The following is a 21,987-nucleotide window of genomic DNA, read 5'->3' as shown; positions in this document are numbered from 1 at the left end:
TGTGGCCGTCGGACTGCGGCATGATGTCCATGAAGGCGATGGTGTCGTCGTCTTCGTAGACCTTGTTGCACGGCAGCTCGCCGCGCAGGATGCGGGCGAAGACGTTGTTGGGATCGTAAGAAGCGTTGCTCATGTCTGGTCTCGTTGCTGTTGGGCGGGCCGCGGTGCGCTGCGGCGCACCACGGTGCTCGACGGCATGCCGTGGCGGGCCGTGGCGGGCGCAGCCTTGAAGTTTAACGCAGCGCAGCGTCACGCCAAACCCCACGGCTGCCACGCCGCCGTCACATATTGCGGCGGTACTGGCCGCCCACCTCGAACAGCGCGTGCGTGACCTGCCCCAGCGAGCAGGTGCGCACCGCGTCCATCAGCACGGCGAACACGTTGCCGTCGTCGATCACGGCCTGGCGCAGGCGCGCCAGCGCGGCGGGCGCGGCGCCGGCGTGGCGCGCGTGGAAGTCCGCCAGGCGGGCGAGCTGGCTCTGCTTTTCCGCGTCGCTGGAGCGCGCCAGTTCCAGCGCCTGCGGCGTGGGGTCGCCATCCGGGTTGCGGAAGGTGTTCACGCCGATGATGGGCAGCGTGCCGTCGTGCTTGCGCTGTTCGTAGTACAGCGACTCTTCCTGGATCTTGCCGCGCTGGTAGCCGGTCTCCATCGCGCCGAGCACGCCGCCGCGCTCGGCGATGCGCTCGAACTCCTGCATCACCGCCTCTTCCACCAGGTCGGTCAGCTCCTCGACCAGGAAGCTGCCCTGGTTGGGGTTCTCGCAGCGGGCCACGCCCCATTCGCGGTTGATGATGAGCTGGATGGCCAGCGCGCGCCGCACCGATTCGCCGGTGGGCGTGGTGATGGCTTCGTCGTAGGCGTTGGTGTGCAGGGAGTTGCAGTTGTCGTAGATGGCGATCAGCGCCTGCAGCGTGGTGCGGATGTCGTTGAAGTCGATCTCCTGCGCGTGCAGCGAGCGGCCCGAGGTCTGGATGTGGTACTTGAGCTTCTGGCTGCGCTCGTTGGCGCCGTACTTGTCGCGCAGGGCCACCGCCCAGATGCGGCGCGCCACGCGGCCCAGCACGCTGTATTCGGGGTCCATGCCGTTGGAGAAGAAGAACGACAGGTTGGGCGCGAAATCGTCGATGTGCATGCCGCGCGCGAGATACGCCTCCACGTAGGTGAAGCCGTTGGAGAGCGTGAAGGCGAGCTGCGAGATCGGGTTGGCGCCGGCCTCGGCGATGTGGTAGCCCGAGATCGACACCGAGTAGAAATTGCGCACCTGGTGGTGCACGAAGTATTCCTGGATGTCGCCCATCACCTTGAGCGAGAACTCGGTGGAGAAGATGCAGGTGTTCTGGCCCTGGTCTTCCTTGAGGATGTCGGCCTGCACCGTGCCGCGCACGTTCTGCAGCACCCACGCGCGGATCCTGGCTTCCTCGCCGGCGCTGGGCTCGCGGCCGTTGTCGGCGCGGAACCTGTCCACCTGCTGGTCGATGGCGGTGTTCATGAACATCGCCAGGATGGTGGGCGCGGGGCCGTTGATGGTCATCGACACCGAGGTCGACGGGCTGGTCAGGTCGAAGCCGTCGTAGAGCGCCTTCATGTCGTCCAGCGTGGCGATGGACACGCCCGAGTTGCCGACCTTGCCGTAGATGTCCGGGCGCGTGTGCGGGTCCTCGCCGTACAGCGTGACCGAGTCGAACGCGGTGGACAGGCGCTTGGCGTCCATGCCCTCGGACACCAGCTTGAAGCGGCGGTTGGTGCGGAACGCATCGCCCTCGCCGGCGAACATGCGCGTGGGGTCTTCGTTCTCGCGCTTGAAGGCGAACACGCCGGCGGTGTACGGGAAGCTGCCGGGCACGTTCTCGCGCATCAGCCAGCGCAGCACCTCGCCGTCGTCCTCGAAGCGCGGCAGCACCACCTTGCGGATGGTGGTGCCGGACAGGGTCTTGCCGGTGAGCGCGGTGCGGAGCTCCTTGTCGCGGATCTTCACCACGTATTCGTCACCGCCGTAGGCGCGCCGCATCTCGGGCCACATCGCCAGCAGCTTGCGCTCGTGCGCGCCGAGCGCGGCGTCGCGCTCGCCGGCCAGCGCCTGCAGGGCGTCGCCGCCGTCCTGCCCGTGCGCGGCCAGCAGCATGCGGCGCGCCTCGCGCAGCTGCTGGCGCTCGCGCGCCAGCCGGCTCTGCGCCGCCACGCGGCGGTGATAGGCGCGCACGGTATCGGCGATCTCCGCCAGGTAACGGCTGCGCGCCGGCGGCACGATCACGTTGTGGCCGGTGGAGATGCGCCCGGCCAGCCGCGGCAGCGTGCCTTCGGCCACGCGCATGCCGCGCGCGCGCAGCGCATCGCGCAGGCCCTGGTACAGCATGGTGACGCCGTCGTCGTTGAAGCGCGAGGCCTGCGTGCCGTAGACCGGCATGTCCTCGGGCTTGCCGTGCCACTGCTCGCGGTTGCGCTGCACCTGCCTGGCCACGTCGCGCCAGGCATCCTGCGCGCCCTTGCGGTCGAACTTGTTGATGGCGACGAAATCGGCGAAGTCCAGCATGTCGATCTTCTCAAGCTGGCTGGCCGCGCCGAACTCGGGCGTCATCACGTACAGCGACAGGTCCGCGTGCGGCACGATGGCCGCGTCGCCCTGGCCGATGCCCGAGGTCTCCACCACGATCAGGTCGAAGCCGCCCGCCTTGCATGCGGCCAGCACGTCCGGCAGCGCCTGCGAGATCTCCGAGCCGGCATCGCGCGTGGCCAGCGAGCGCATGAAGATGTTCGCATGATCGATCGCGTTCATGCGGATGCGGTCGCCCAGCAGCGCGCCGCCCGACTTGCGGCGCGACGGATCGATGGAGATCACCGCGATCGACAGCGCCTCGCGCTGGTCGAGCCGGAAGCGGCGGATCAGTTCGTCGGTCAGCGACGACTTGCCGGCGCCGCCGGTGCCCGTGATGCCCAGCACGGGCGTCTTCACGCCCGCCGCTTCGGCGCGCAGCGCCTCGGCCAGCCCCGGCGCGGCCTTGCCGTTCTCCAGCGCCGTGATCAGCTGCGCCAGCGCGCGGCGGTCGCCGCCCCTGACCGCGTCGAGCGTGGCGGGCGCGTAGCGCGCGAGGTCGATGTCGCAGCGCCGCACCATGTCCGCGATCATGCCGGCCAGGCCCATGCGCTGGCCGTCCTCCGGGCTGAAGATGCGCGCCACGCCGTAGGCCTGCAGCGCGCGGATCTCCTCCGGCACGATCACGCCGCCACCGCCGCCGAACACCTGGATGCGCTCGCCGCCGCGCTCGCGCAGCAGGTCGATCATGTACCTGAAATACTCGACGTGGCCGCCCTGGTAGCTGGAAATCGCGATGCCCTGCACGTCCTCCTGCAGCGCCGCGCCGACCACCTCCTGCACCGAGCGGTTGTGCCCGAGATGGATCACCTCGCAGCCCGAGGACTGCAGGATGCGCCGCATGATGTTGATCGAAGCGTCGTGGCCGTCGAACAGCGAGGCCGCGGTGACGAAGCGCACCTTGTTGACGGGACCCTTCGGTTCCTGCGCCGGATGGGCGGCGCCCGGTTGCGCGCCCGGTTGCGCGCCCTTTTGCACGTCGGAAAGATCGGTCATTGTCTCCACCTAAGACGTGAAATCCTCGCGGGCAAGGATTTACGGGTAGTTTTCTCTCCCTTTTCTGTTCTGGCTACCCGCGTGGTTTTCCCGTTGGGAAAGCAGCCGGGTGCGATGGGATGAGATGCATCGAGGGTACTGCTATCTGCTCTTGACGGGAAGGTGCTCCGCCGCGGCTTGCCGGAGGGCGTCACCGGATATATAAATTCTTATATAATCCAGTGCCATGAAATCCCTTCGCTTCGTGGGCTCGGCCCTGGACGATTTGCGCAATTTCCCTGCCGAGGCCAGGCGCCATGCCGGCTTCGCGCTGGATGCGATCCAGCGCGGCATGATGCCTCCCGACTTCAAGCCGATGGTGACGGTCGGCCCCGGAGCCTATGAGGTGCGCATTCACGTGGAGGGCGAGTGGCGCGTCATCTACGTGGCGAAGTTTGCGGATGCGGTCTATGTGCTGCACGCCTTTCCCAAGCGCACGCAGAAGACCACCAAGGCCGATATCGAGCTCGCTGCCCGCCGCTACAGACAGATTGAAGAGTGACCTCATGAAAGACATCATCACCGAATCGGGCGGCAACGTGTTTGCCGACCTCGGCTTCTCCGACGAGGAAGCCACCCTGCTCAAGCTGCGGGCCGATCTCATGGCCTCGCTGCGTCAGGTCGTCGACGCCCGCGGATGGACCCAGGCCCAGGCGGCGGACGCGCTGGGCATCAGCCAGCCGCGCGTCTCCGATCTGGTGCGCGGCAAGTGGGACAAGTTCAGCCTCGACATGCTGGTGTCGCTGGTGGTGCGCTCGGGGCTGCATCCGCGCCTGGAAATCGAGGCGGCATAACCGGGACCGGACCCGGAGCCGGCCATGCCGGCACCGCGCATGACGCGGCGTTTCGCGCCGGTCATTCCAAACGCAAAAAGGGCGCCGAAGCGCCCTTTTGCAAATCAACAATCCTGACGGCACCTGGCGCCCGGCAGCGCTCAGAACCCCTCGAGCACGATCTTGCCGCGCGCGCGGCCGCTTTCCAGCAAGGCATGCGCGCGGCGCAGGTTGGCCGCGTCGATGGTGCCGTAGTGCTCGCCGAAGGTGGTCTTGAGCGTGCCGTCGTCGATCAGCCCGGCCACGCGGTCGAGGATCTCGTGCTGGCGGATCATGTCCGGGGTCTCGAACATGGAGCGGGCGAACATGAATTCCCAGTGCAGCGAGGCCGACTTGCGCTTGAGCGGCATGGCGTCCAGCGTGGCGGGATCGTCGATCAGCGCGAACTGGCCTTGCGGGGCCAGCGCTTCGACCAGCGCGGCGTAGTGCGCGTCGGTATGGGTCAGGCTGGCGATGTGCTCGACCTGCCTGACGCCGATGCGGGCCAGCTCGGCCGCCAGCGGCTGGCTGTGGTCGATGACGTGGTGGGCGCCGAGGTCCCGCACCCATTGCCGGGTTTCGGCGCGCGAGGCAGTGCCGATGATGGTCAGCCCGGTAAGCTTGCGCGCGAGCTGCACCAGGATCGAACCCACGCCGCCGGCCGCGCCGACCACCAGCAGGTGCTGGCCCGCGCCGCCGCCTTCGGCGATGTGGAGGCGGTCGAACAGCAGTTCCCAGGCGGTGAGCGCGGTCAGCGGCAGCGCGGCGGCGTGGGCATCGCTCAGCGTGGCGGGCTTGTGGCCGGCGATGCGCTCGTCGACGAGGCTGTATTCGGCGTTGGTGCCGGGGCGGCCCAGCGTGCCGGCGTAGTAGACCGCGTCGCCGGGCTGGAACAGCGTGACCTCGGCGCCCACGGCCGTCACCGTGCCGGCGGCGTCCCAGCCCAGCACGCGCGGGGCTTCGGTCGGGAAGTTGGCGCGCACCTTGGTGTCCACCGGGTTGACCGAGATGGCGCGGATCGCCACCAGCAGGTCGCGCGGGCCGGGCGTGGGCACGGGCAGTTCGATGTCGACCAGCGAGGCCGGATCGGTGATGGGCAGTTCGTTGCGGGTGTAGGCGATGGCTTTCATGGCGGACAGGTTCCTGGACATGGGAATCGGGCGAACAAGGCAGGCGGTAAGCGACGGTGAGCGGCAACCGATGCATGCCGCGATGTTCGCCTATCCGGCTTCCGCGAAAAATGCTCTAATCGAGCAAACACTTTCGCTGATCCGAAGAAAATGCTCAGACTCGACGATCTCCAGGTATTTGTCCGGACCGCCGAGTCGGGCAGCTTTTCCGCGGCGGCCCGGCTGCTGGACATCACGCCGGCGCTGGCCAGCAGCGCCATGAAGCGGCTGGAGCAGGAGCTGGGCCTGCGCCTGTTCGTGCGCTCCACGCGCAGCCTGCGCTTGTCGGAAGAAGGCGAGCGCTACCTGCCGCACGCGCGGGCGGCGCTGGCGGCCATCGACGGCGGGCGCCAGGCGCTGGCGCAGGCCAGCGCCGAGATTGCCGGGCCGATCCGGCTGTCGGCGCCGTCGGACCTGGGACGCAACGTGCTGCTGCCCTGGCTGGACGCGTTCCAGCAGGTGCATCCGAAGGTCTCGCTGTACCTGCGCATCAGCGACCAGGCCGCGGACTTCTTCCGCCAGCCGCTCGACATCGGCGTGCGCTACGGCACGCTGGCCGATTCCAGCCTGGTGGCGCTGCCGCTGGCGCCGGCCAACCGCCGCACGCTGTGCGCCTCGCCCGCCTACCTGAAGCGCCACGGCGCGCCGGCCTCGCCGGCGGACCTGCGCAAGCACAACTGCCTGCGCTACGTGATGGGCGACCAGACCCACGAGCGCTGGACCTTCCACCTGCCGCGCGGCGTGGAAACCGTGACCGTGAAAGGCGACCGCGTCAGCGACGATGCCGACGTGGTGCGGCGCTGGGCCGTGGCCGGCCACGGGCTGGTGTACAAGTCGCGCATCGATGTCTCGCCGGACCTGTACGCCGGCCGCCTGGTCGAACTGTTCCCGCCCGAGCACGGCGAGCCGACGCCGCTGCAACTGGTCAGCGCGCACCGCACGCTGCTCACGCCGGCGGTGCAGCGGCTGCACGAGTTCCTGCGCACGCGCTGCGCCGACATTCTTTACCGACGGAAATAACCGGGCCGCGCGCGCCTCACAGCCCCGGCTCCGGGCACTGCGTGGCGCCGGCGCGCCGCTGGCCCAGGCGCCGGCCCAGCGCGCGCCCGAGGATGGCCAGCCAGCGCCACGACAGCGGCACCGGGGTTTCGGCCAGCGTGAAGCGGGCGCCCTCGCTCTCGCCGGACAGCCAGACCCTGGCGCCGGCCGGCAGCGCGCAGCAGGCGCCGGGCAGCAGCCAGATGTCGGCGTGATGGCCTTCGATCGTCAGCCACAGGCGTCCTTCGACCGCCTTGACGGTCTGCCCTTCGCGGGCGCGCCAGCCCACCGGCCGGCCGGGTTCATCCAGTTCGAAGATCCGTAGTTCACGCATGTTGCCGCTCCTGTCTCTGCATTGCGGTGTGCTCCATGCCCTGCCGCGCCGACTGGCGGGGGCACCTCCTCCGCATGCCTTCCATTATTCACGGCGGCAACTACAATCCCATGAACAGTTGTGAACAGTTTTCCATGCACTGTTCAGTAGTTTTTCCTGACACTTGCCTTTTCCGGCACACGTTCTTCCCCGACACGCGCCCTCATGAAGCTCACTCTCGTCCCCGCCACCGGCGTGCCCATCACCGACCAGATCGTCAACGAGGTCAAGAGCTGGATCAGCTCGAGCGAGGTGCGCCCCGGCGCGCGCCTGCCGTCGATCCGCCAGCTCGCCGCCGAGCACGGCATCAGCCGCTTCCCGGTGATCGAGGCCTATGACCGGCTGGTGTCGCAGGGCCTGCTCGATTCGCGCCACGGCTCGGGCTTCTTCGTGGCGGACAGCCCGCTGCTGGCGCGCGGCGCCAACGGCTGGTCCAACCCAAGCCTGGCCGAGGACCTCTCCGACCACATCCTGGAGCAGTTCAACCACCCGAGCGCCACGCTCAAGCTGGCGGGCGGCTTCGTGCCGGAGCAGTGGCGCGACCTCGAAGGCCTGACCCAGGCCATCCGCCAGGTCTCGCGCACGGAAGTGGCCAGCGTGATCCACTACGCCACGCCGATGGGCCTGCCGGAGCTGCGCCAGCACGTGCTCACGCGCGTGCGGCAGCTCGGCATCACCGCCGAGCTGCCGCAGGTGCTGATCACCAGCGGCGCCAGCCAGGCGCTGGACCTGGTGGTGCGCCGCCTGCTCAAGCCCGGCGACACGGTGTTCGTGGAGGACCCCGGCTACTACAACCTGTTCGGCCTGCTGCGCCTGCACGGCGTGCGCCTGGTGGGCGTGCCGCACACCGCCAACGGCCCCGACCCCGACGCCGCCGAGGCGCTGCTGCGCGAGCACAAGCCCAAGCTGTTCTTCACCAACAGCGTGCTGCAGAACCCCACCGGCTCCACGCTGGCGCCGCCGGTGGCGTTCCGGCTGCTGGAGCTGGCGCGCAAGCACGGCTTCCGCTTCGTCGAGGACGACATCTTCTCCGACTTCCAGACCCACTTCACCGACCGCCTCGCCACGCTGGACCAGCTCGAGCACGTGATCTACATCGGCGGCTTCTCCAAGACGGTGTCGGCCTCGCTGCGCATCGGCTACCTGGTGGCCGACAAGGCGCTGGTCAAGGACCTGGTGGACGTGAAGGTGCTGACCAGCGTGGCCGGCTCGCACTTCGCGGAAGCCGTGACCGCGGCGCTGCTCGAGCGCGGCGCCTACCGCAAGTACATGGAGCGGCTGCGCCTGCGCGTGCGCCAGGCCACCGCGGGCGCGGTGCGGCGCCTGCACGGCGCGGGCTGGGAAGTCTATTGCGAACCGGCCGGCGGCAACTTCCTGTGGGCGCGCACGCGCGGCGTGGCGGACTCGCGCGAGCTGGTGACGCTGGCCGAGCAGCACGGCGTGACGCTGGCGCCGGGCAACTACTTCCGCCCCGGCGGCGAGACCTCGGCCTGGATCCGCATCAACTCGGCGTTCGTGGAGGAGCCGCGCGCGCTGGCTTTCCTGGAAGAGGCCGGCGCGCGCCGGGGATAGGCGGGAGCGGGGATAGGCGGGAGAGAAGGCAGGCCCGCTCCTGGTTTACTTCGCATGCAAAGTAGATATACTTTGCATGCGAACTTTATTTCAGGAGACCGCATTGATCCCGGAACTCGACACCGACCTCGCCGGCGGCGTGCTCACGCTGACCATCTCGCGCACCGACAAGAAGAACGCGCTGACCAACGCCATGTACGGCGCGCTGGCGGACGCCATCGAAGGCGCGCAGGATGACCCCGGCATCCGCGTCGTCGTCATCCGGGGCGCCGGCGACACCTTCAGCGCCGGCAACGACGTCAGCGAATTCGCCGCCCAGGCCGCCGGCAACGGCCCGGCCGAGCGGCACGTGACGCGCTTCCTGCACAGCCTCGCCACCGCCAGGCTGCCGCTGGTGGCCGCCGTGCAGGGCAAGGCGGTCGGCGTGGGCACCACCATGCTGCTGCATTGCGACTACGTGCTGCTGGCCGACGATGCCCAGCTCATCACGCCGTTCATCAACCTCGCGCTGGTGCCGGAAGCCGCCTCCAGCCTGCTGATGCCGCTGCGCGTGGGGCACGCGCGCGCGTTCGAGATGTTCGCGCTCGGCGAGCCGGTGGCGGCCGCGCAGGCGCTGGCCTGGGGCCTCGCCAACCGCATCGTGCCGGCGCACCAGCTGCATGCGGAAACCAAGGCGATGGCCGCGCGCATCGCCGCCAAGCCGGCCGGCTCGCTGCTGGCGATGAAGGGACTGATGCGCGACGGGCAGGCGCTGGTCGCGCAGATGGAGGCGGAAAGCGCCTGCTTCGAAGCGCGCCTGAAGAGCGCCGAAGCCCGGGAAGCCTTCAGCGCGTTCGCGCAGCGCCGCCCGGCCGATTTCTCGAAGGTGGCGCGCGCGTAGGCGCCTGCCTTCGGTCATTCAGTCGCTCGGTCGCTCAGTCGTCGACGGCGGGAAACTTCTCCTGCAGGCTCTGCAGCCAGCGCGCGACGATGGCCATCTCCGCCTCGCTGAAGCCTTCGGTCAGCCGGGCGTTGAGCTGCGCCAGCCCCGCCTTGGCGCGGGCCCGCGCGGTGCGGCCCGCCGGCGTCAGCCAGATGCGCGAGGCGCGCCCGTCGTCCGCGTCGGCGCGCCGCTCCACCAGGCCCGCCAGGGCCATGCGGTCCACCAGGCCGCTCATGCCGGGGGCACCCATGTCGAGCGCGGCGGCCGCCTCGCTCATCAGCGCGCCGTTGTGCTTGCCCAGGAAGTACAGCAGGCCCGCCTGCGCCGCGGTCACGCCGCCGGCCGCGGCGCGCGCCTGCGTCCAGCGCTGCAGGCGGCGCTGGCCCACGTTCAGCAGGTAGACCAGGCGGCGCTCCGAATCGTCCTTTACCGTCAACTTGTCGTCCTCGATCGTCGTCCTCGAATCGGTGGCTGCCCTTGCTCGTGAAAGGCGCGCGAAGAGATTCGCGTGCGAACCTTATCATGCCGGGCGGCGTTCGGGCACGCCAGCGGCGGCGCGCACCTCAGCCGCCATGCGGCACCGCGTCGCGGCGCGCGTAGGAAAAGCCGTACTCGAGAGCAGCAAGTCCCGGCCGATCATCCACGCGGCGATTTCGCCTGGCGTGGCTGTATGCGTGGACCACATGTCAACATGTGTTAGAAGCGCCGCCTACAGCACGTAGTCGGCTTTACAGATGGAGGCATATATCTAGAATGGCGCGGTAAGGTCATCCATCCCACAGGAGGTGCCATGCGTACCGTTGCCATTTTCAGGAACAACGCCGGCCAGGCTATCCACATTCCCAAGGACATGCAGTTCGACGGCGTGACCGAACTGGAGATCCGCCGCGACGGGGACACGATCCTGCTGCGCCCGGTGCGGCCGTCGTGGGTGTCGTTCACGGGCGAGCCGCTGGCAGATGGCGATTTCCTCACCGAGCGCCCGGCCGTCGTCCAGATGGGAGGCTTCGATCTGTCCGGCACGGATGGGAACAAGGAGGCGACCCGGGAGTGAAGCGGCTCTACATGCTCGACACCAATATCTGCTCGTTCGTCATGCGCGAGCGCCATCCCGAAGTGCTCGCCAGGCTCCAGGCCTGCGTCAGCGCGCAGCACCGCATCGTCGTATCGGCCATCACCTATGCGGAAATGCGCTTCGGCTCGGTCGGCAAGAAAGCCTCGCCGAAGCACACCGCACTCGTTTCCGCTTTTGTCTCGCGCCTCGACGGCATCCTGCCCTGGGATGCGGCCGCCGTCGATACCACCACGGCAATCCGCGTGGAACTGGCCGCGCGCGGCACGCCGGTCGGCGACAACGATGCCGCCATCGCGGGACATGCCAGCGCCGCCGGCGCCACGCTGATCACCAACAACGTGCGCGAGTTCCGGCGCATACCGGGACTTCGGTTCGAGGACTGGGCAACGCCGCCCGCGTGAGCCGCGGCGGCGCCAGCCGCAAAAGAAAAATGCCCTTGCACAATCCGGTGAAGGGCATTCGCAGCACCAGGGCCAGGGGCGGACATCGCCGCCCGCCCCCGCCGGCAGCGTTATTTCGCCACCGGCATCGTGAACTCCGCGCCCTTGCCGATGCTGTCCGGCCAGCGCTGCATGATGCTCTTGTAGCGCGTGTAGAAGCGCACGCCTTCCTCGCCGTAGGCGTGGTGGTCGCCGAACAGCGAGCGCTTCCAGCCGCCGAACGAGTGCCACGCCATCGGCACCGGGATCGGCACGTTGATGCCGACCATGCCGACCTGGATCTGGCGCGAGAACGCGCGCGCCACGCCGCCGTCGCTGGTGTAGCAGGACACGCCGTTGCCGAACTCGTGCGCGTTGATCAGCGCCACCGCGTGGGCGAGGTCGTTCACGCGCACCACCGACAGCACCGGGCCGAAGATCTCTTCCTTGTAGATGGTCATGTCCGGCGTGACGTGGTCGAACAGCGTGCCGCCCACGTAGAAGCCGCCTTCGTGGCCGTCGACCTTGTGGCCGCGGCCGTCGGTCACGAGCGTGGCGCCCTCTTCCACGCCGCGGGCGATGTAGCCCTCGACCTTGGCCTTGTGCGCGGCCGTGACCAGCGGGCCCATCTCGGCGTCGGCTTCCATGCCGTTGCGGATCTTCAGCGTTCTGGCGCGCTCGGCCAGGCGCGGCACCAGCTTGTCGGCCACGTCGCCGACCGCCACCGCCACCGAGATCGCCATGCAGCGCTCGCCGGCCGAGCCGTAGGCGGCGCCGATCAGCGCGTCCACGGCCTGGTCGAGATCGGCGTCGGGCATCACCACGAGGTGGTTCTTGGCGCCGCCCAGGGCCTGCACGCGCTTGCCGTGCCTGGTGCCTTCGGTATAGATGTACTCGGCGATCGGCGTGGAGCCGACGAACGACAGCGCCTGCACGTCCTTGTGCGCGAGCAGCGCGTCGACGGCTTCCTTGCCGCCCTGCACGACGTTGAACACGCCGTCGGGCAGGCCGGCCTGCTTGAGCAGGTCGGCGATCAGCAGCGAGGGCGACGGATCGCGCTCGCTCGGCTTGAGCACGAAGGTGTTGCCGCACGCCAGCGCCACCGGGAACATCCACATCGGCACCATCACCGGGAAGTTGAACGGCGTGATGCCGGCCACCACGCCGAGCGGCTGGCGCAGGTTCCAGTTGTCGATGCCGCCGCCGATGTTGTCGGTGAAGTCGGTCTTGAGCAGGTTGGGGATGCCGCAGGCGAACTCCACCACCTCGACGCCGCGCGTGACTTCGCCCTTGGCGTCGGAGAACACCTTGCCGTGCTCGCGCGTGATCAGCGCGGCGAGGTCGTCGTGGTGGCGGTCGAGCAGTTCCTTGAACTTGAACAGGATGCGCGCGCGCTTGAGCGGCGCGGTCTCGGACCAGGCCGGGAACGCCGCGTGCGCGGCGGCCACGGCGGCGTCAACGTCCCGCGCGCCGCCCAGCGCCACGCGGGCGGCCACGGCGCCGGTGGCCGGGTTGAAGACATCGGCGAAGCGGTCCGAGGAGGCGGCGCGCACGGTGCCGCCGATGTAGTGCCCGATGTCGGCGATCTGCCGGTTTTCTGCGATGTTCACGTCGGTGTCCCCTGTCTGGCCGCTGCGGTTACTGCAATTCCTGCAGGACTTTCTTCACGGTGTCGAACATGTGGCCGATCTGCTCTTCGGTGATGATCAGCGGCGGCGAGAAGGCCAGGATGTCGCCGGTGTAGCGCACCAGCACGCCGCGCTCCAGGCACTTGAGGAAGGCCTCGTAGCCGCGCGCGCCGGGCTGGCCCGCGCGCGGCTCCAGCTCGATGCCGGCCACCAGGCCGAAGTTGCGGATGTCCTTCACGTGCGGCGCGCCGCGCACCGCATGCGCGGCGGTCTCGAACGCGGGCGCCAGCGCGGCGGCGCGGCCGAACAGGTCCTCGTTCTTGTAGATGTCCAGCGTGGCGATGGCCGCGGCGGCGGCCAGCGGGTGGCCCGAATACGTGTAGCCGTGCAGGAACTCGATCGCGCCCGGCGCGGCGGAGTTGATCACGGCGTCGTGCACTTCGCGGCGCACCGCCACCGCGCCCATCGGCACGGCCGCGTTGTTGATGGCCTTGGCCATCGTGATCAGGTCCGGCGTGACCTTGAAGCGCTCGGCCGCGGTGGCCGCGCCCAGGCGGCCGAAGGCGGTGATGACCTCGTCGAAGATCAGCAGGATGCCATGCTTGCTGGTGATCTCGCGCAGCTTTTCCAGGTAGCCCACCGGCGGCACCAGCACGCCGGCCGAGCCGGACAGCGGCTCGACGATCACGGCGGCGACGTTGGACGGGTCGTGCAGCGCCAGGATGCGCTCGAGATCCTCGGCCAGGTGCGCGCCCCATTGCGGCTGGCCCTTGGAGTAGGCCGCCTCGGCGATGTTGAGCGTGGCCGGCAGGTGATCCGCGCCGGGCATCAGGTTGCCGGAGAAGACCTTGCGGTTGCCGCCGATGCCGCCCACCGCCATGCCGCCGAAGCCCACGCCGTGGTAGCCGCGCTCGCGGCCGATGAAGCGCGTGCGCTGGCCCTCGCCGCGCGCGCGGTGGTAGGCCAGCGCGATCTTCAGCGCGGTGTCGACCGATTCCGAGCCCGAGTTGGTGAAGAAGATGCGGTCCAGGCCCGCGGGCATGATGCCGGCGAGCTTGGTGGCGGCTTCGAACGTGAGCGGGTGGCTCATCTGGAACGGCGGCGCGTAGTCCAGCGTCTGGATCTGGCGCGCCACGGCTTCGGTGATCTCGGTGCGGCAGTGGCCGGCGGCCACGCACCACAGGCCGGCGCAGCCGTCGAGCACCTGGCGGCCGTCATGGGTGGTGTAGTACATGCCGCTGGCCGAGGCCAGCAGGCGCGGCGCAGCCTTGTACTGGCGGTTGGCGGTAAACGGCATCCACAGGGCGTCGAGATCGGGGATCACGGTCTTGGCGGCATCCATACGTCCTCCTCAGGGGGTTCGGCTAGGGGCGCGGCGTGCGGGCCGCGCCCGGGTTGTTCGGTCGGTTGTCCGGGGGCACTGCTGGTGAATGCGGCCACTGTAGCGGTACGGCCTGTCTTGAAGAATATACGGTCGGCAAAACCTCGCCTGACCGTACAGGTTCTAGTGCAACAACCGTACAGATCACGGCATGGCGCCGATGCCGACCAGCCCGGCCGATGGCGACGCGATTGCGCATTGCGTCATGGAAATCCGCGCCCGTGCGGGCATTGCGCGGCAGCGTGGCATCGAGGTGCCGCGAGGCCGTGCTTCCCGTTGGCCGGGCGGTGCGCTTAAACTGTACAGGTTCATTTCCATCGCGCGTGACGCATGCTCAACCTGGAACTCGTGCGCGGCCGCCGCAGCGGCGACACCCTGACCGAACAGATCGTGGCCGGCATCGCCAGCCTGGTCGACCGCCGCGTGCTGCGCGCCGGCGTGGCGCTGCCTTCGGTGCGGCGCTTCGCCCAGCAGCATGGCATCAGCACCTTCACCGTGGCCGAGGCCTACGGCCGCCTGACCGCGCTGGGCTACCTGAGCGCGCGCGTGGGCTCGGGCTACACGGTGGCGCACCGCCACGCGCCCGCCGGGCAGGTGCCGGCGGCGCGCTGGGAAGCGCCCGGGCTCAACGCCGCCTGGCTGCTGTCGGACGTGTTCGCCGACCACTCGGTGCCGATCAAGGCCGGCGCGGGCTGGCTGCCCGGCGACTGGCTCAACGAGGAAGGGCTGCATCAGGCCATGCGCGCGGCCGCGCGCGTGCCGGCCGCGCAGGTGTCGGGCTACGGCCATCCCTACGGCTTCGCCGCGCTGCGCGAGCATATCGCCGCCGGCCTGAGCCAGTACGGCATGCCGGTGCAGGCCCAGCAGGTGGTGCTCACGCAGGGCGCCACGCAGGCGCTGGACCTGGTGGTGCGCACGCTGCTGCGCCCCGGCGACACGGTGCTGGTGGAAGATCCCTGCTACTGCAACCTGCTGCAGATCCTGCGCCTGGCCGGGCTGCGGGTGGTGGGCGTGCGCCGCACCGCGGCCGGGCTGGACACCGACGCGCTCGACCACGCCATCCGCGCCCACGCGCCGCGCGCGCTGTTCGTCAACACGGTGCTGCAGAACCCGACCGGCGGCACGCTCACCAGCATGAACGCGCACCGCGTGCTGCAGCTGGCCGAGCAATACCGGCTGCTGGTGGTGGAGGACGACATCTACCGCGAGCTGGCGCCGGCCGGCTCGCCCATGCTGGCGGCGATGGACGGGCTGTCGCACGTGATCTACGTGAACGGCTTCTCCAAGACCATCGCGCCCTCGCTGCGGGTGGGCTACCTCGCGGCCAGCCCGGAACTGGCCAAGGCGCTGGCGCGCACCAAGATGGCGGTGGGGCTGACCTCGTCGGAAGTGACCGAGCGGCTGGTGTACTCGGTGCTGGCCAGCGGCCACTACGGCCGCCACGTGGCGGCGCTGGCCGAGCGGCTGCGCGGCCAGCAGGACCGCATCACGGAGAAGATGGAGGCGCACGGGCTGGAAGTGCTGCTGCGCCCGGAAGGCGGGATGTTCGCCTGGGCGCGCGTGCGGCCGGAGGACAGCGGGAAGAACGGGGCAAGCGGAGAAAGAGAAGGAAGCGACGGCGAGGCCGCGCGCTCCGGCAACCGGCTGGCCACGCTGGCGCTGGAGCACGGCATCTGGCTCGCGCCGGGATCGTATTTCGTGCCGGACGAGGGCGATTCGCCGTGGATCCGCTTCAACGTGGCCACCAGCGACGCGCCGGCGCTGTGGCGCTTCTTCGATTCGCTGCGCGGCGGGCAGGACCGCGCCGCGCCGGCGGAAAGCCCGGCGCGCGGCGCGCGTGGCGCGCGCCCGGGGCTGGCGCGGCTGGCCTGATGGGCGCCGGGCGTCAGGCCCGGCGGCTAACCTCAGAAGCGATAACGCACGTAGCCGGTGTAGAAGCCGCTGCCCGGATTGGGCTGCTTGATGCCGGCGTTGGAGACGTGCTGGTAGCGGAAGCCGGCCTCATAGGCGGTCTTCGGGCCGAAGGCCACGCCCAGGCCCAGCATGTCCGAGAACTGGAACAGGCTGCCCGAACGGTGCTCTTCCGAGGTGTACTTGCTGCTCAGCATGCGCACGCCGACCGCGGCTTCGAGGAACGGCACCCAGGCACCGCCGCGCTTTTCCAGGCGCCACACCGGCGTGAAGCCGAATTCGGTCAGGTTGTGGTGGTTGGTGCCGCTCAGGGTGTTCCACTCGGCGACTTCGGCTTCCCACTGCAGCTTGAACTGCCAGCCCTGCGGGTTGCCCCAGGCAAAGCCGGAATCCCAGTTGACGCCGACTTCGTACTTGTTGATGTTGTGGCCGGGATCGCGGCCGACGGCCACGTGGACCGCGGGATCGGCGTGCGCGGCAGCGCAGGCGCCCAGAGCGGCGACGGCGCCGAGCGCCTTGAATTGCGATGCGAACCGGCGGGCAAGGCCGGCCTTCTTCTTCTGATTGGTCATGTGCAAGGTGGTGGTGAAACCGCGAGAATGGCAAGTCCTGGCGAAAACCTTGCCACCTCCGCGCGGCAAGGCCGACCACCCGTACTCAGGACCAGAGGCGCTCCATCACCCAGCCCGCGGTCACGGCGATCGCAAGCCAGGTGCCGATGCATCCGGCAATAAAACGGTAAGTCATGGTCAAGTTCCGCAACAGACGCCTGGACTCCCAGGCGAACAATCGCGAAATTATACATCCATTCATGAATGTATGTTGAGCCGGTCGACCACTTCGGCCAGGACGTGTCGTACTGGTGGGCGATTATGCACCTCCGGGCCCCATCGTGCTCGGCATGACTGCGGGTTGTTGCCGCGCTGCGTCATCCGCGCCCGGTGGCTCCGCCGCCGCGCATCACGGCGGCGAACTCGGCCGGCGGCAGCGGCCGGCCGAGCAGGAAACCCTGCGCCGCGTCGCAGCCCTCGTCGGCCAGCAGGCGCTGCTGGGCCTCGTTTTCCACGCCCTCGGCGAGGCTGCGCAGGCCCAGCGAGCGCGCCAGCGCGATCACCCCGCGCATCACCGCCAGCGCCTCGGGCGCGCGGCCCAGCGCGGCGACGAACGATTTGTCGACCTTGAGCGTGTCGACCGGCAGGCGCGTCAGGTAAGCCAGGCTGGAGTAGCCCGAGCCGAAGTCGTCCAGCGAGGCGCTGATGCCGGCCCGCTTGAGCTCGCCCAGCGCCGCGGCGGCGTTGTCGAGGTCGGTCATCAGCGCGTTCTCGGTGACTTCCACGTCGAGCAGCGCGCACGGCACCCGGTGCTCGCTCGCCAGCCCGGTCAGGACCCCGGCCAGCCCCGGCATCACCAGTTGCCTGGCCGACAGGTTGAGCGAGATCTTGGGCACCGGCAGGCCCTCGCGGCGCCAGCCGGCGATCTGGCCGCACACGGCGCGCATCACCCACATGCCGACCGCGGCCTCGAGCGGCGACTCGAGCACCACGTCGAGGAAGGCGCCCGGCAGCAGCAGCCCGTGCACCGGGTGCTGCCAGCGCAGCAGCGCCTCGGCGCCCACCAGGCGCGCGTCCGGCAGCGACCATTGCGGCTGGAAGTGCAGCACGAGCTGGTCGTCGGCCAGTGCCGCCAGCAGGTCGGCGCGCAACTGCAGGCGCTGGCGCATGCCGTGCGCGAGATCGCGGTGGAAGGTGCGGAACTGGAAGCGGCCCGCGCCCTTGGCGGCGTACATGGCGGCGTCGGCGTGGTTGAGCAGCGTGTCGGCGCCGCTGCCGGCCTCGGGCCATTGCGCGATGCCCACGCTGGCGCCCAGCAGCACCGTGTGGCCCTCGACCTGGAACGGATGCGAGACGCCGGCCAGGATGGTGCCGGCGAAGCGCTCGGCCTGGCCGGCATGGGCGCAGCGCAGCACGAAGACGAACTCGTCGCCGCCCACGCGCGCGACGAAGGCGTCGGGACCGAGCAGCGCCAGGAAGCGCTCGGCCACTTCGCGCAGCAGGGCGTCGCCGGCGGCGTGGCCGAACGCATCGTTCACTTCCTTGAAGCGGTCCAGGTCGACGAACAGCACGGCCACGCCGTCGCGCGCGCTGCCGCTGCCGCTGCCGCTGCCGCTGCCGCTGCCGCTGCCATCATCGCTGCCATCATCGCTGCCGTCGCCGCTGCCGTCGCCGCCATCGTCGCTGCCGCCCGCCGCGGCGGCGCGCGCCGCGGCCGCCTCGGCCACCGCGTCAGCCAGCACCTGCGTGCAGCGGCGGCGGTTGGGCAGGCCGGTCAGGTAATCGTGGCCGGCGTGGTATTCGAGCTGCGCGGACTGCTCGCGCTCGCTGCTGACGTCGCGGAACAGGATGGCCAGCCCGCCGGCGTGCGGGAACACGCGCGCCTCCAGCCAGCAGGCCAGCGGCGCATGGAACGCGGTGCTGGTGCGGGGCTCGCCGCTGGCGGCGGCCTCGACGCCGGCCTGGTAGCTGGGCGAGCCGTCCAGCTCGGGGCAGCAGTCGCGGATGGCGCGGCCCAGCAGTTCGGCGCGGCTGCGCCTGAACAGGCGCTCGGCGGGCCGGTTGACGTAGGTGAAGCGCCAGTCGCGGTCGAACGCGACGACGGCATCGGCGATACTGTCGAGCAGCAGGTCCGGCTGCCCGGCGGCGGCGGCCACGCCCGCCGCCGCGCTCGCGCCTGCGGGCGCGGCGAACGTGGCGGGAGGTGACGGGATCGGTGCGCGCGGCGGGGTGTCGTCCATAGGGGAGAGAAGTGCCGGGCTGCCGCGCGTCCCGGACCGGGACACGACGGCAAATGGCAGGCATGGCGCGCATTTTATCCCCGAACACCGCGCTTTGTGCCCTCATTGCGCGATAAAGCGCAGGCCGTGGCGCGCATGCACGCGCGGGCTACCCCCCGTCATCCCCACTCGCGCCGGGCGGCGCAATGCGTCTGCGTGCAGCGCGATGTGTCTCGATGCGGCTCAGTGTGGCTCAGTGCGCGGCCAGCAGGAACGGCAACGTCTCTTCCAGCAGCAGCTCGGGCGCTTCCTCGGCGATGTAGTGGCCGCACGGCAGGCTCTTGCCGCGCACGTCGCGCGCCACCTTGCGCCACTCGTCCAGCGGCGCGAAGCAGCGGCCCACCGCGCCCTGCTCGCCCCACAGCGCGAGCATCCCGCACTCGACCTTGCGCCCGGCGGCGAGATCGGCGCGGTCGTGCTCGAGGTCGATCGAAGCGCTCGCGCGATAGTCCTCGCACAGGCCGTGCGCGGCGCCGGGCAGCTCGAGGCAGCGCAGGTATTCGGCCATCGCCGCGTCCGTGAACGGCGCCAGGCCGGCGCTGCGCGCGCCCATCGTGCTGCGCAGGTAGAGCGCCGGGTCGGCCTCGATCAGCGTCTCGGGGAACGGCGCCGGGCGGATCAGGAAGAACCAGTGCCAGTACGCGGTGGCGAACTGCAGGCTGGTCTGCTCGTACATCGCCAGCGTGGGCGCGATGTCCAGCGTCACCAGCCGCCGCATCGCGCCGGGATGGTCGAGCGCCATGCGGTGCGCCACGCGCGCGCCGCGGTCGTGCGCCATCACCAGGAAGCGCTCGAAGCCGAGCGCGTGCATGAGCGCGACCTGGTCCTGCGCCATGACGCGCTTGCTGTAGTTGGCGTGATCCGGCAGGCCGGCGGGCTTGCCGCTGTCGCCGTAGCCGCGCAGGTCGGTGGCGACCACGGTGAAGTGGCGCGCCAGCGCGGCGGCCACCTTGTGCCAGATCACGTGGGTCTGCGGATGGCCGTGCAGCAGCAGCAGGGCCGGGCCCTGCCCGCCCACCACGGCGTGGATCTCGACGTCGCCACAGGGCACGCGGCGCGGGGTGAAGCCTTCGAACACGATCGGTCCTCCTGAATGCGGCCGCGCCTAGGCGGACAGCCGCGCCATCGTCCGGGCCGCGACATCCTGCAGCCACGGCTGTGCATTGTGATGGCGCCGCGCGAATTCCGCTATGCGCGCCTGCTGCGCCAGCGTGGCGCCGATCATGTCCAGGCCCTGGCGGAACATCAGGCGGTGGCGCTCGGCCAGCGCGAAGCCGAAGCACAGCGCGCCGGCGCGCACGGTCATGGCGGCCAGGTCGATCTCGATGCGCGCGGGCGCGGGCGCCGACACCGCGGCCATCAGCGCGTCCACCTCGGACTGCGGCAGCATCACCAGCAGCAGGCGGTTGTTGATGGCGTTGGAGTAGAAGATCTCGCCGAAGCTCGGCGCGATCACCGCGCGGATGCCGAACTGCTGCAGCCCCCACACCGCGTGCTCGCGGCTGGAGCCGCAGCCGAAGTTGGGCCCGGCCACCAGCACGCCGGCGCCCTGGTACTGCGGCTGGTTGAGCACGAAGTCCGGGCGCGGCGCGCCGTCGGCGTCGAAGCGCATGTCGTACAGCAGCCCGCGGTCCAGCCCGGCCTTGTCGATGATGCGCAGGAACTGCTTGGGCATGATCTGGTCGGTGTCGAGGTTGCCCACCGGCAGCGGCGCGCCGGTGGCGGCGATCAGGTCGTGTCCGGCCTGGCTTGCGCCGTGTCCGGTCTGGCTTTCGGTGCGGATTTCGCTACGGTTGTCAGGCATCGGTCTGCTCCAGGCGGCGCACGTCGGTGATGCAGCCGGTCAGGGCCGCGGCGGCGGCCATCGCGGGACTCATCAGGTGGGTGCGCCCGGCGCGCCCCTGGCGTCCCTCGAAATTGCGGTTGGTGGTGGAGGCGCAGCGCTCGCCGGGCGCCAGCACGTCGTCGTTCATGGCCAGGCACATCGAGCAGCCCGGCTTGCGCCACTCGAAGCCGGCGTCGCGCAGCACCTGCGCGATGCCCTCTTCCTCGGCCTGGGCGCGCACCGCGCCCGAGCCCGGCACCACCATCGCGCGCACGCCCTCGGCCACGCGGCGTCCGCGCACGATGCCGGCCACCGCGCGCAGGTCTTCGATGCGGCCGTTGGTGCACGAGCCGATGAACACGCGCTGCACCGGCAGCCCCTCGAGCGTGGCGCCGGCCTCCAGGCCGATGTAGTCGAGCGCGCGCGCCGCGGCGCTGCGCGCCACGTCGTCGGCGGCGTCCGCGGGCAGCGGCACGCGCGCGTCGATGGCGATGGCCTGGTCGGGGCTGGTGCCCCAGCTGACGTAGGGCGCGACGTGGCTGGCGTCGAACGCGAGCTCGCTGTCGAAGCGCGCATCGGCGTCGGAGTGCAGCTCGCGCCAGCAGGCCAGCGCGCGCTCGCGCAGCTCGCCGGCGATATCCGGCGCGCGCGCCAGCACGTAGTCGACGGTGCGCGCGTCGGGGGCGATCAGCGCGCCGCGCGCGCCGGCTTCCACCGTCATGTTGCACAGGGTCATGCGCGCCTCCACGGACAGCGCGCCGATGGCGCTGCCGCAGAACTCCACCACGTAGCCGCGCGCGCCCTGCGCGCCGATGCGGCTGATGACGTGCAGGATCAGGTCCTTGGCGGTGGCGCCGCGCGGCAGCGTGCCGTCCACGCGGATGCGCATGTCCCGCGCCACGCGGTACACCAGCGTCTGCGTGGCCAGCACGTGCTCCACCTCCGAGGTGCCGATGCCGAAGCCGAGCGCGCCCAGCGCGCCGTAGGTGGTGGTATGGCTGTCGCCGCACAGCACCACCATGCCCGGGCGGATCATGCCGTGCTCGGGCGCGATCACGTGCTCGATGCCCTGCAGCGCGTCGTCGGTGTCGAACAGCGCGATGCCGTGCCGCTCGCAGTTGCGCTTGAGGTTGCGCGCCTGCAAGGCGGAGGCCGGGTCCTGGATGCGGCGCGGGCTTTCCGCGTGGGTGGGGATGATGTGGTCCACCACCGCCACCTGCTGGCCCGGCGCGGGCACCGCGCGCCCGTGCTCGGCCAGCCCGGCGAACGCCTGCGGGCTGGTGTATTCGTTCATCAGGTGCAGATCCGCGTAGAGCAGCACGTGGTCGGCGTCGAGCGCCGCCACGGTGTGCGAATCCACCAGCTTGCGGTAAAAGGTACGGCCTGGCATGAGACTTGTGCTTGTG

20 protein-coding genes are annotated in these 21,987 nt (G+C 70.2%); 8 read left to right on the top strand and 12 right to left on the bottom strand.

Annotated features, from left to right (window positions below; translation table 11 throughout):
• On the bottom strand, positions 1–133 hold a 133-nt coding region (locus K206_RS43070; RefSeq protein ID WP_043367035.1), incomplete at its 3' end, for an HIT domain-containing protein.
• A gap of 148 nt (positions 134–281) precedes the next feature.
• Positions 282–3,587, bottom strand: a complete 3,306-nt coding sequence (gene icmF, locus K206_RS0123980) for a fused isobutyryl-CoA mutase/GTPase IcmF (RefSeq protein ID WP_020204933.1) — start codon at positions 3,585–3,587, stop codon at positions 282–284.
• 226 nt (positions 3,588–3,813) lie between these two features.
• On the opposite strand from icmF, the gene K206_RS0123975 reads away from it, so the two are divergent.
• Positions 3,814–4,128 carry a type II toxin-antitoxin system RelE/ParE family toxin gene (locus tag K206_RS0123975; RefSeq protein WP_029044013.1) on the top strand — a complete coding sequence of 105 codons (315 nt, stop codon included), beginning with the start codon at positions 3,814–3,816 and terminating at the stop codon, positions 4,126–4,128.
• A 4-nt stretch (positions 4,129–4,132) separates the two neighbouring features.
• The gene (locus tag K206_RS0123970) at positions 4,133–4,420 is read left to right on the top strand and encodes a helix-turn-helix domain-containing protein (protein WP_020204931.1); all 288 of its coding nucleotides are present in this window, start codon (positions 4,133–4,135) and stop codon (positions 4,418–4,420) included.
• A gap of 140 nt (positions 4,421–4,560) precedes the next feature.
• Here K206_RS0123970 and K206_RS0123965 read toward each other — a convergent pair whose 3' ends face one another.
• Positions 4,561–5,568 (bottom strand): zinc-binding alcohol dehydrogenase family protein, encoded by a 1,008-nt coding sequence (locus K206_RS0123965; protein WP_020204930.1) that lies wholly within the window; start codon positions 5,566–5,568, stop codon positions 4,561–4,563.
• Between the two features lie 150 nt (positions 5,569–5,718).
• Here K206_RS0123965 and K206_RS0123960 point away from each other — a divergent pair, with 150 nt between their 5' ends.
• Positions 5,719–6,627: a LysR family transcriptional regulator gene (locus K206_RS0123960; RefSeq protein ID WP_020204929.1), complete on the top strand. Its 909-nt coding sequence runs from the start codon at positions 5,719–5,721 to the stop codon at positions 6,625–6,627.
• A gap of 16 nt (positions 6,628–6,643) precedes the next feature.
• Here K206_RS0123960 and K206_RS0123955 read toward each other — a convergent pair whose 3' ends face one another.
• Positions 6,644–6,979: a DUF2917 domain-containing protein gene (locus K206_RS0123955; RefSeq protein ID WP_020204928.1), complete on the bottom strand. Its 336-nt coding sequence runs from the start codon at positions 6,977–6,979 to the stop codon at positions 6,644–6,646.
• Between the two features lie 204 nt (positions 6,980–7,183).
• Here K206_RS0123955 and K206_RS0123950 point away from each other — a divergent pair, with 204 nt between their 5' ends.
• Positions 7,184–8,590, top strand: a complete 1,407-nt coding sequence (locus K206_RS0123950) for a PLP-dependent aminotransferase family protein (protein WP_020204927.1) — start codon at positions 7,184–7,186, stop codon at positions 8,588–8,590.
• Positions 8,591–8,693: 103 nt separating this feature from the next.
• Positions 8,694–9,470, top strand: a complete 777-nt coding sequence (locus tag K206_RS0123945; protein ID WP_020204926.1) for an enoyl-CoA hydratase — start codon at positions 8,694–8,696, stop codon at positions 9,468–9,470.
• 34 nt (positions 9,471–9,504) lie between these two features.
• On the opposite strand, the gene K206_RS0123940 is transcribed toward K206_RS0123945, so the two are convergent.
• Entirely contained in the window at positions 9,505–9,948 is a 444-nt protein-coding gene (locus K206_RS0123940) for a MarR family winged helix-turn-helix transcriptional regulator (RefSeq protein WP_020204925.1), read from the bottom strand.
• Positions 9,949–10,302: 354 nt separating this feature from the next.
• Here K206_RS0123940 and vapB point away from each other — a divergent pair, with 354 nt between their 5' ends.
• Together vapB and K206_RS0123930 are read left to right on the top strand one after the other, a co-directional pair.
• A complete protein-coding gene (gene vapB, locus K206_RS39115) occupies positions 10,303–10,566 on the top strand; it encodes a type II toxin-antitoxin system VapB family antitoxin (RefSeq protein ID WP_020204924.1) in 264 nt (87 codons plus the stop codon).
• Positions 10,563–10,988: a type II toxin-antitoxin system VapC family toxin gene (locus K206_RS0123930; protein ID WP_020204923.1), complete on the top strand. Its 426-nt coding sequence runs from the start codon at positions 10,563–10,565 to the stop codon at positions 10,986–10,988. The genes vapB and K206_RS0123930 overlap by 4 nt, the downstream gene beginning before the upstream one ends.
• A 110-nt stretch (positions 10,989–11,098) precedes the next feature.
• On the opposite strand, the gene K206_RS0123925 is transcribed toward K206_RS0123930, so the two are convergent.
• Both K206_RS0123925 and K206_RS0123920 read right to left on the bottom strand, forming a co-directional pair.
• Positions 11,099–12,616 (bottom strand): CoA-acylating methylmalonate-semialdehyde dehydrogenase, encoded by a 1,518-nt coding sequence (locus K206_RS0123925; protein WP_020204922.1) that lies wholly within the window; start codon positions 12,614–12,616, stop codon positions 11,099–11,101.
• Between the two features lie 28 nt (positions 12,617–12,644).
• A complete protein-coding gene (locus tag K206_RS0123920; RefSeq protein WP_020204921.1) occupies positions 12,645–13,976 on the bottom strand; it encodes an aspartate aminotransferase family protein in 1,332 nt (443 codons plus the stop codon).
• A 369-nt stretch (positions 13,977–14,345) separates the two neighbouring features.
• On the opposite strand from K206_RS0123920, the gene K206_RS0123915 reads away from it, so the two are divergent.
• On the top strand, positions 14,346–15,887 hold the full coding sequence (locus tag K206_RS0123915) for a PLP-dependent aminotransferase family protein (protein WP_020204920.1): 1,542 nt from the start codon (positions 14,346–14,348) through the stop codon (positions 15,885–15,887).
• Positions 15,888–15,919: 32 nt separating this feature from the next.
• Here K206_RS0123915 and K206_RS0123910 read toward each other — a convergent pair whose 3' ends face one another.
• The 5 genes from K206_RS0123910 to leuC all read right to left on the bottom strand — a co-directional run bounded on the left by K206_RS0123910 (position 15,920) and on the right by leuC (position 21,971).
• On the bottom strand, positions 15,920–16,498 hold the full coding sequence (locus K206_RS0123910; RefSeq protein ID WP_020204919.1) for an acyloxyacyl hydrolase: 579 nt from the start codon (positions 16,496–16,498) through the stop codon (positions 15,920–15,922).
• A 356-nt stretch (positions 16,499–16,854) separates the two neighbouring features.
• On the bottom strand, positions 16,855–18,717 hold the full coding sequence (locus K206_RS0123900) for a bifunctional diguanylate cyclase/phosphodiesterase (protein WP_020204917.1): 1,863 nt from the start codon (positions 18,715–18,717) through the stop codon (positions 16,855–16,857).
• Between the two features lie 232 nt (positions 18,718–18,949).
• Positions 18,950–19,834 carry an alpha/beta fold hydrolase gene (locus K206_RS0123895; RefSeq protein WP_020204916.1) on the bottom strand — a complete coding sequence of 295 codons (885 nt, stop codon included), beginning with the start codon at positions 19,832–19,834 and terminating at the stop codon, positions 18,950–18,952.
• Between the two features lie 27 nt (positions 19,835–19,861).
• Positions 19,862–20,560, bottom strand: a complete 699-nt coding sequence (leuD, locus tag K206_RS0123890) for a 3-isopropylmalate dehydratase small subunit (RefSeq protein WP_020204915.1) — start codon at positions 20,558–20,560, stop codon at positions 19,862–19,864.
• Positions 20,553–21,971 carry a 3-isopropylmalate dehydratase large subunit gene (leuC, locus tag K206_RS0123885; protein ID WP_020204914.1) on the bottom strand — a complete coding sequence of 473 codons (1,419 nt, stop codon included), beginning with the start codon at positions 21,969–21,971 and terminating at the stop codon, positions 20,553–20,555. Before leuC ends, leuD begins: the two co-directional genes overlap by 8 nt.
• Between the last annotated feature and the right edge of the window lie 16 nt (positions 21,972–21,987).

The sequence above is a fragment of the Cupriavidus sp. WS genome, from assembly GCF_000395345.1.
Taxonomy (GTDB): domain Bacteria; phylum Pseudomonadota; class Gammaproteobacteria; order Burkholderiales; family Burkholderiaceae; genus Cupriavidus; species Cupriavidus basilensis_B.
Note: the sequence above shows the minus strand (reverse complement) of the source record. Positions and strands in the feature narration are given on the sequence as shown.

Excerpts from the sequence above, each read along its gene's own strand:
- icmF (WP_020204933.1), bottom strand. The coding sequence starts at position 3,587 with ATGACCGATCTTTCCGACGTGCAAAAGGGCGCGCAACCGGGCGCGCAA.
- K206_RS0123975 (WP_029044013.1), top strand. The coding sequence starts at position 3,814 with ATGAAATCCCTTCGCTTCGTGGGCTCGGCCCTGGACGATTTGCGCAAT.
- K206_RS0123970 (WP_020204931.1), top strand. The coding sequence starts at position 4,133 with ATGAAAGACATCATCACCGAATCGGGCGGCAACGTGTTTGCCGACCTC.
- K206_RS0123965 (WP_020204930.1), bottom strand. The coding sequence starts at position 5,568 with ATGAAAGCCATCGCCTACACCCGCAACGAACTGCCCATCACCGATCCG.
- K206_RS0123960 (WP_020204929.1), top strand. The coding sequence starts at position 5,719 with ATGCTCAGACTCGACGATCTCCAGGTATTTGTCCGGACCGCCGAGTCG.
- K206_RS0123955 (WP_020204928.1), bottom strand. The coding sequence starts at position 6,979 with ATGCGTGAACTACGGATCTTCGAACTGGATGAACCCGGCCGGCCGGTG.
- K206_RS0123950 (WP_020204927.1), top strand. The coding sequence starts at position 7,184 with ATGAAGCTCACTCTCGTCCCCGCCACCGGCGTGCCCATCACCGACCAG.
- vapB (WP_020204924.1), top strand. The coding sequence starts at position 10,303 with ATGCGTACCGTTGCCATTTTCAGGAACAACGCCGGCCAGGCTATCCAC.
- K206_RS0123920 (WP_020204921.1), bottom strand. The coding sequence starts at position 13,976 with ATGGATGCCGCCAAGACCGTGATCCCCGATCTCGACGCCCTGTGGATG.
- K206_RS0123915 (WP_020204920.1), top strand. The coding sequence starts at position 14,346 with ATGCTCAACCTGGAACTCGTGCGCGGCCGCCGCAGCGGCGACACCCTG.
- K206_RS0123910 (WP_020204919.1), bottom strand. The coding sequence starts at position 16,498 with ATGACCAATCAGAAGAAGAAGGCCGGCCTTGCCCGCCGGTTCGCATCG.
- K206_RS0123900 (WP_020204917.1), bottom strand. The coding sequence starts at position 18,717 with ATGGACGACACCCCGCCGCGCGCACCGATCCCGTCACCTCCCGCCACG.
- leuD (WP_020204915.1), bottom strand. The coding sequence starts at position 20,560 with ATGCCTGACAACCGTAGCGAAATCCGCACCGAAAGCCAGACCGGACAC.
- leuC (WP_020204914.1), bottom strand. The coding sequence starts at position 21,971 with ATGCCAGGCCGTACCTTTTACCGCAAGCTGGTGGATTCGCACACCGTG.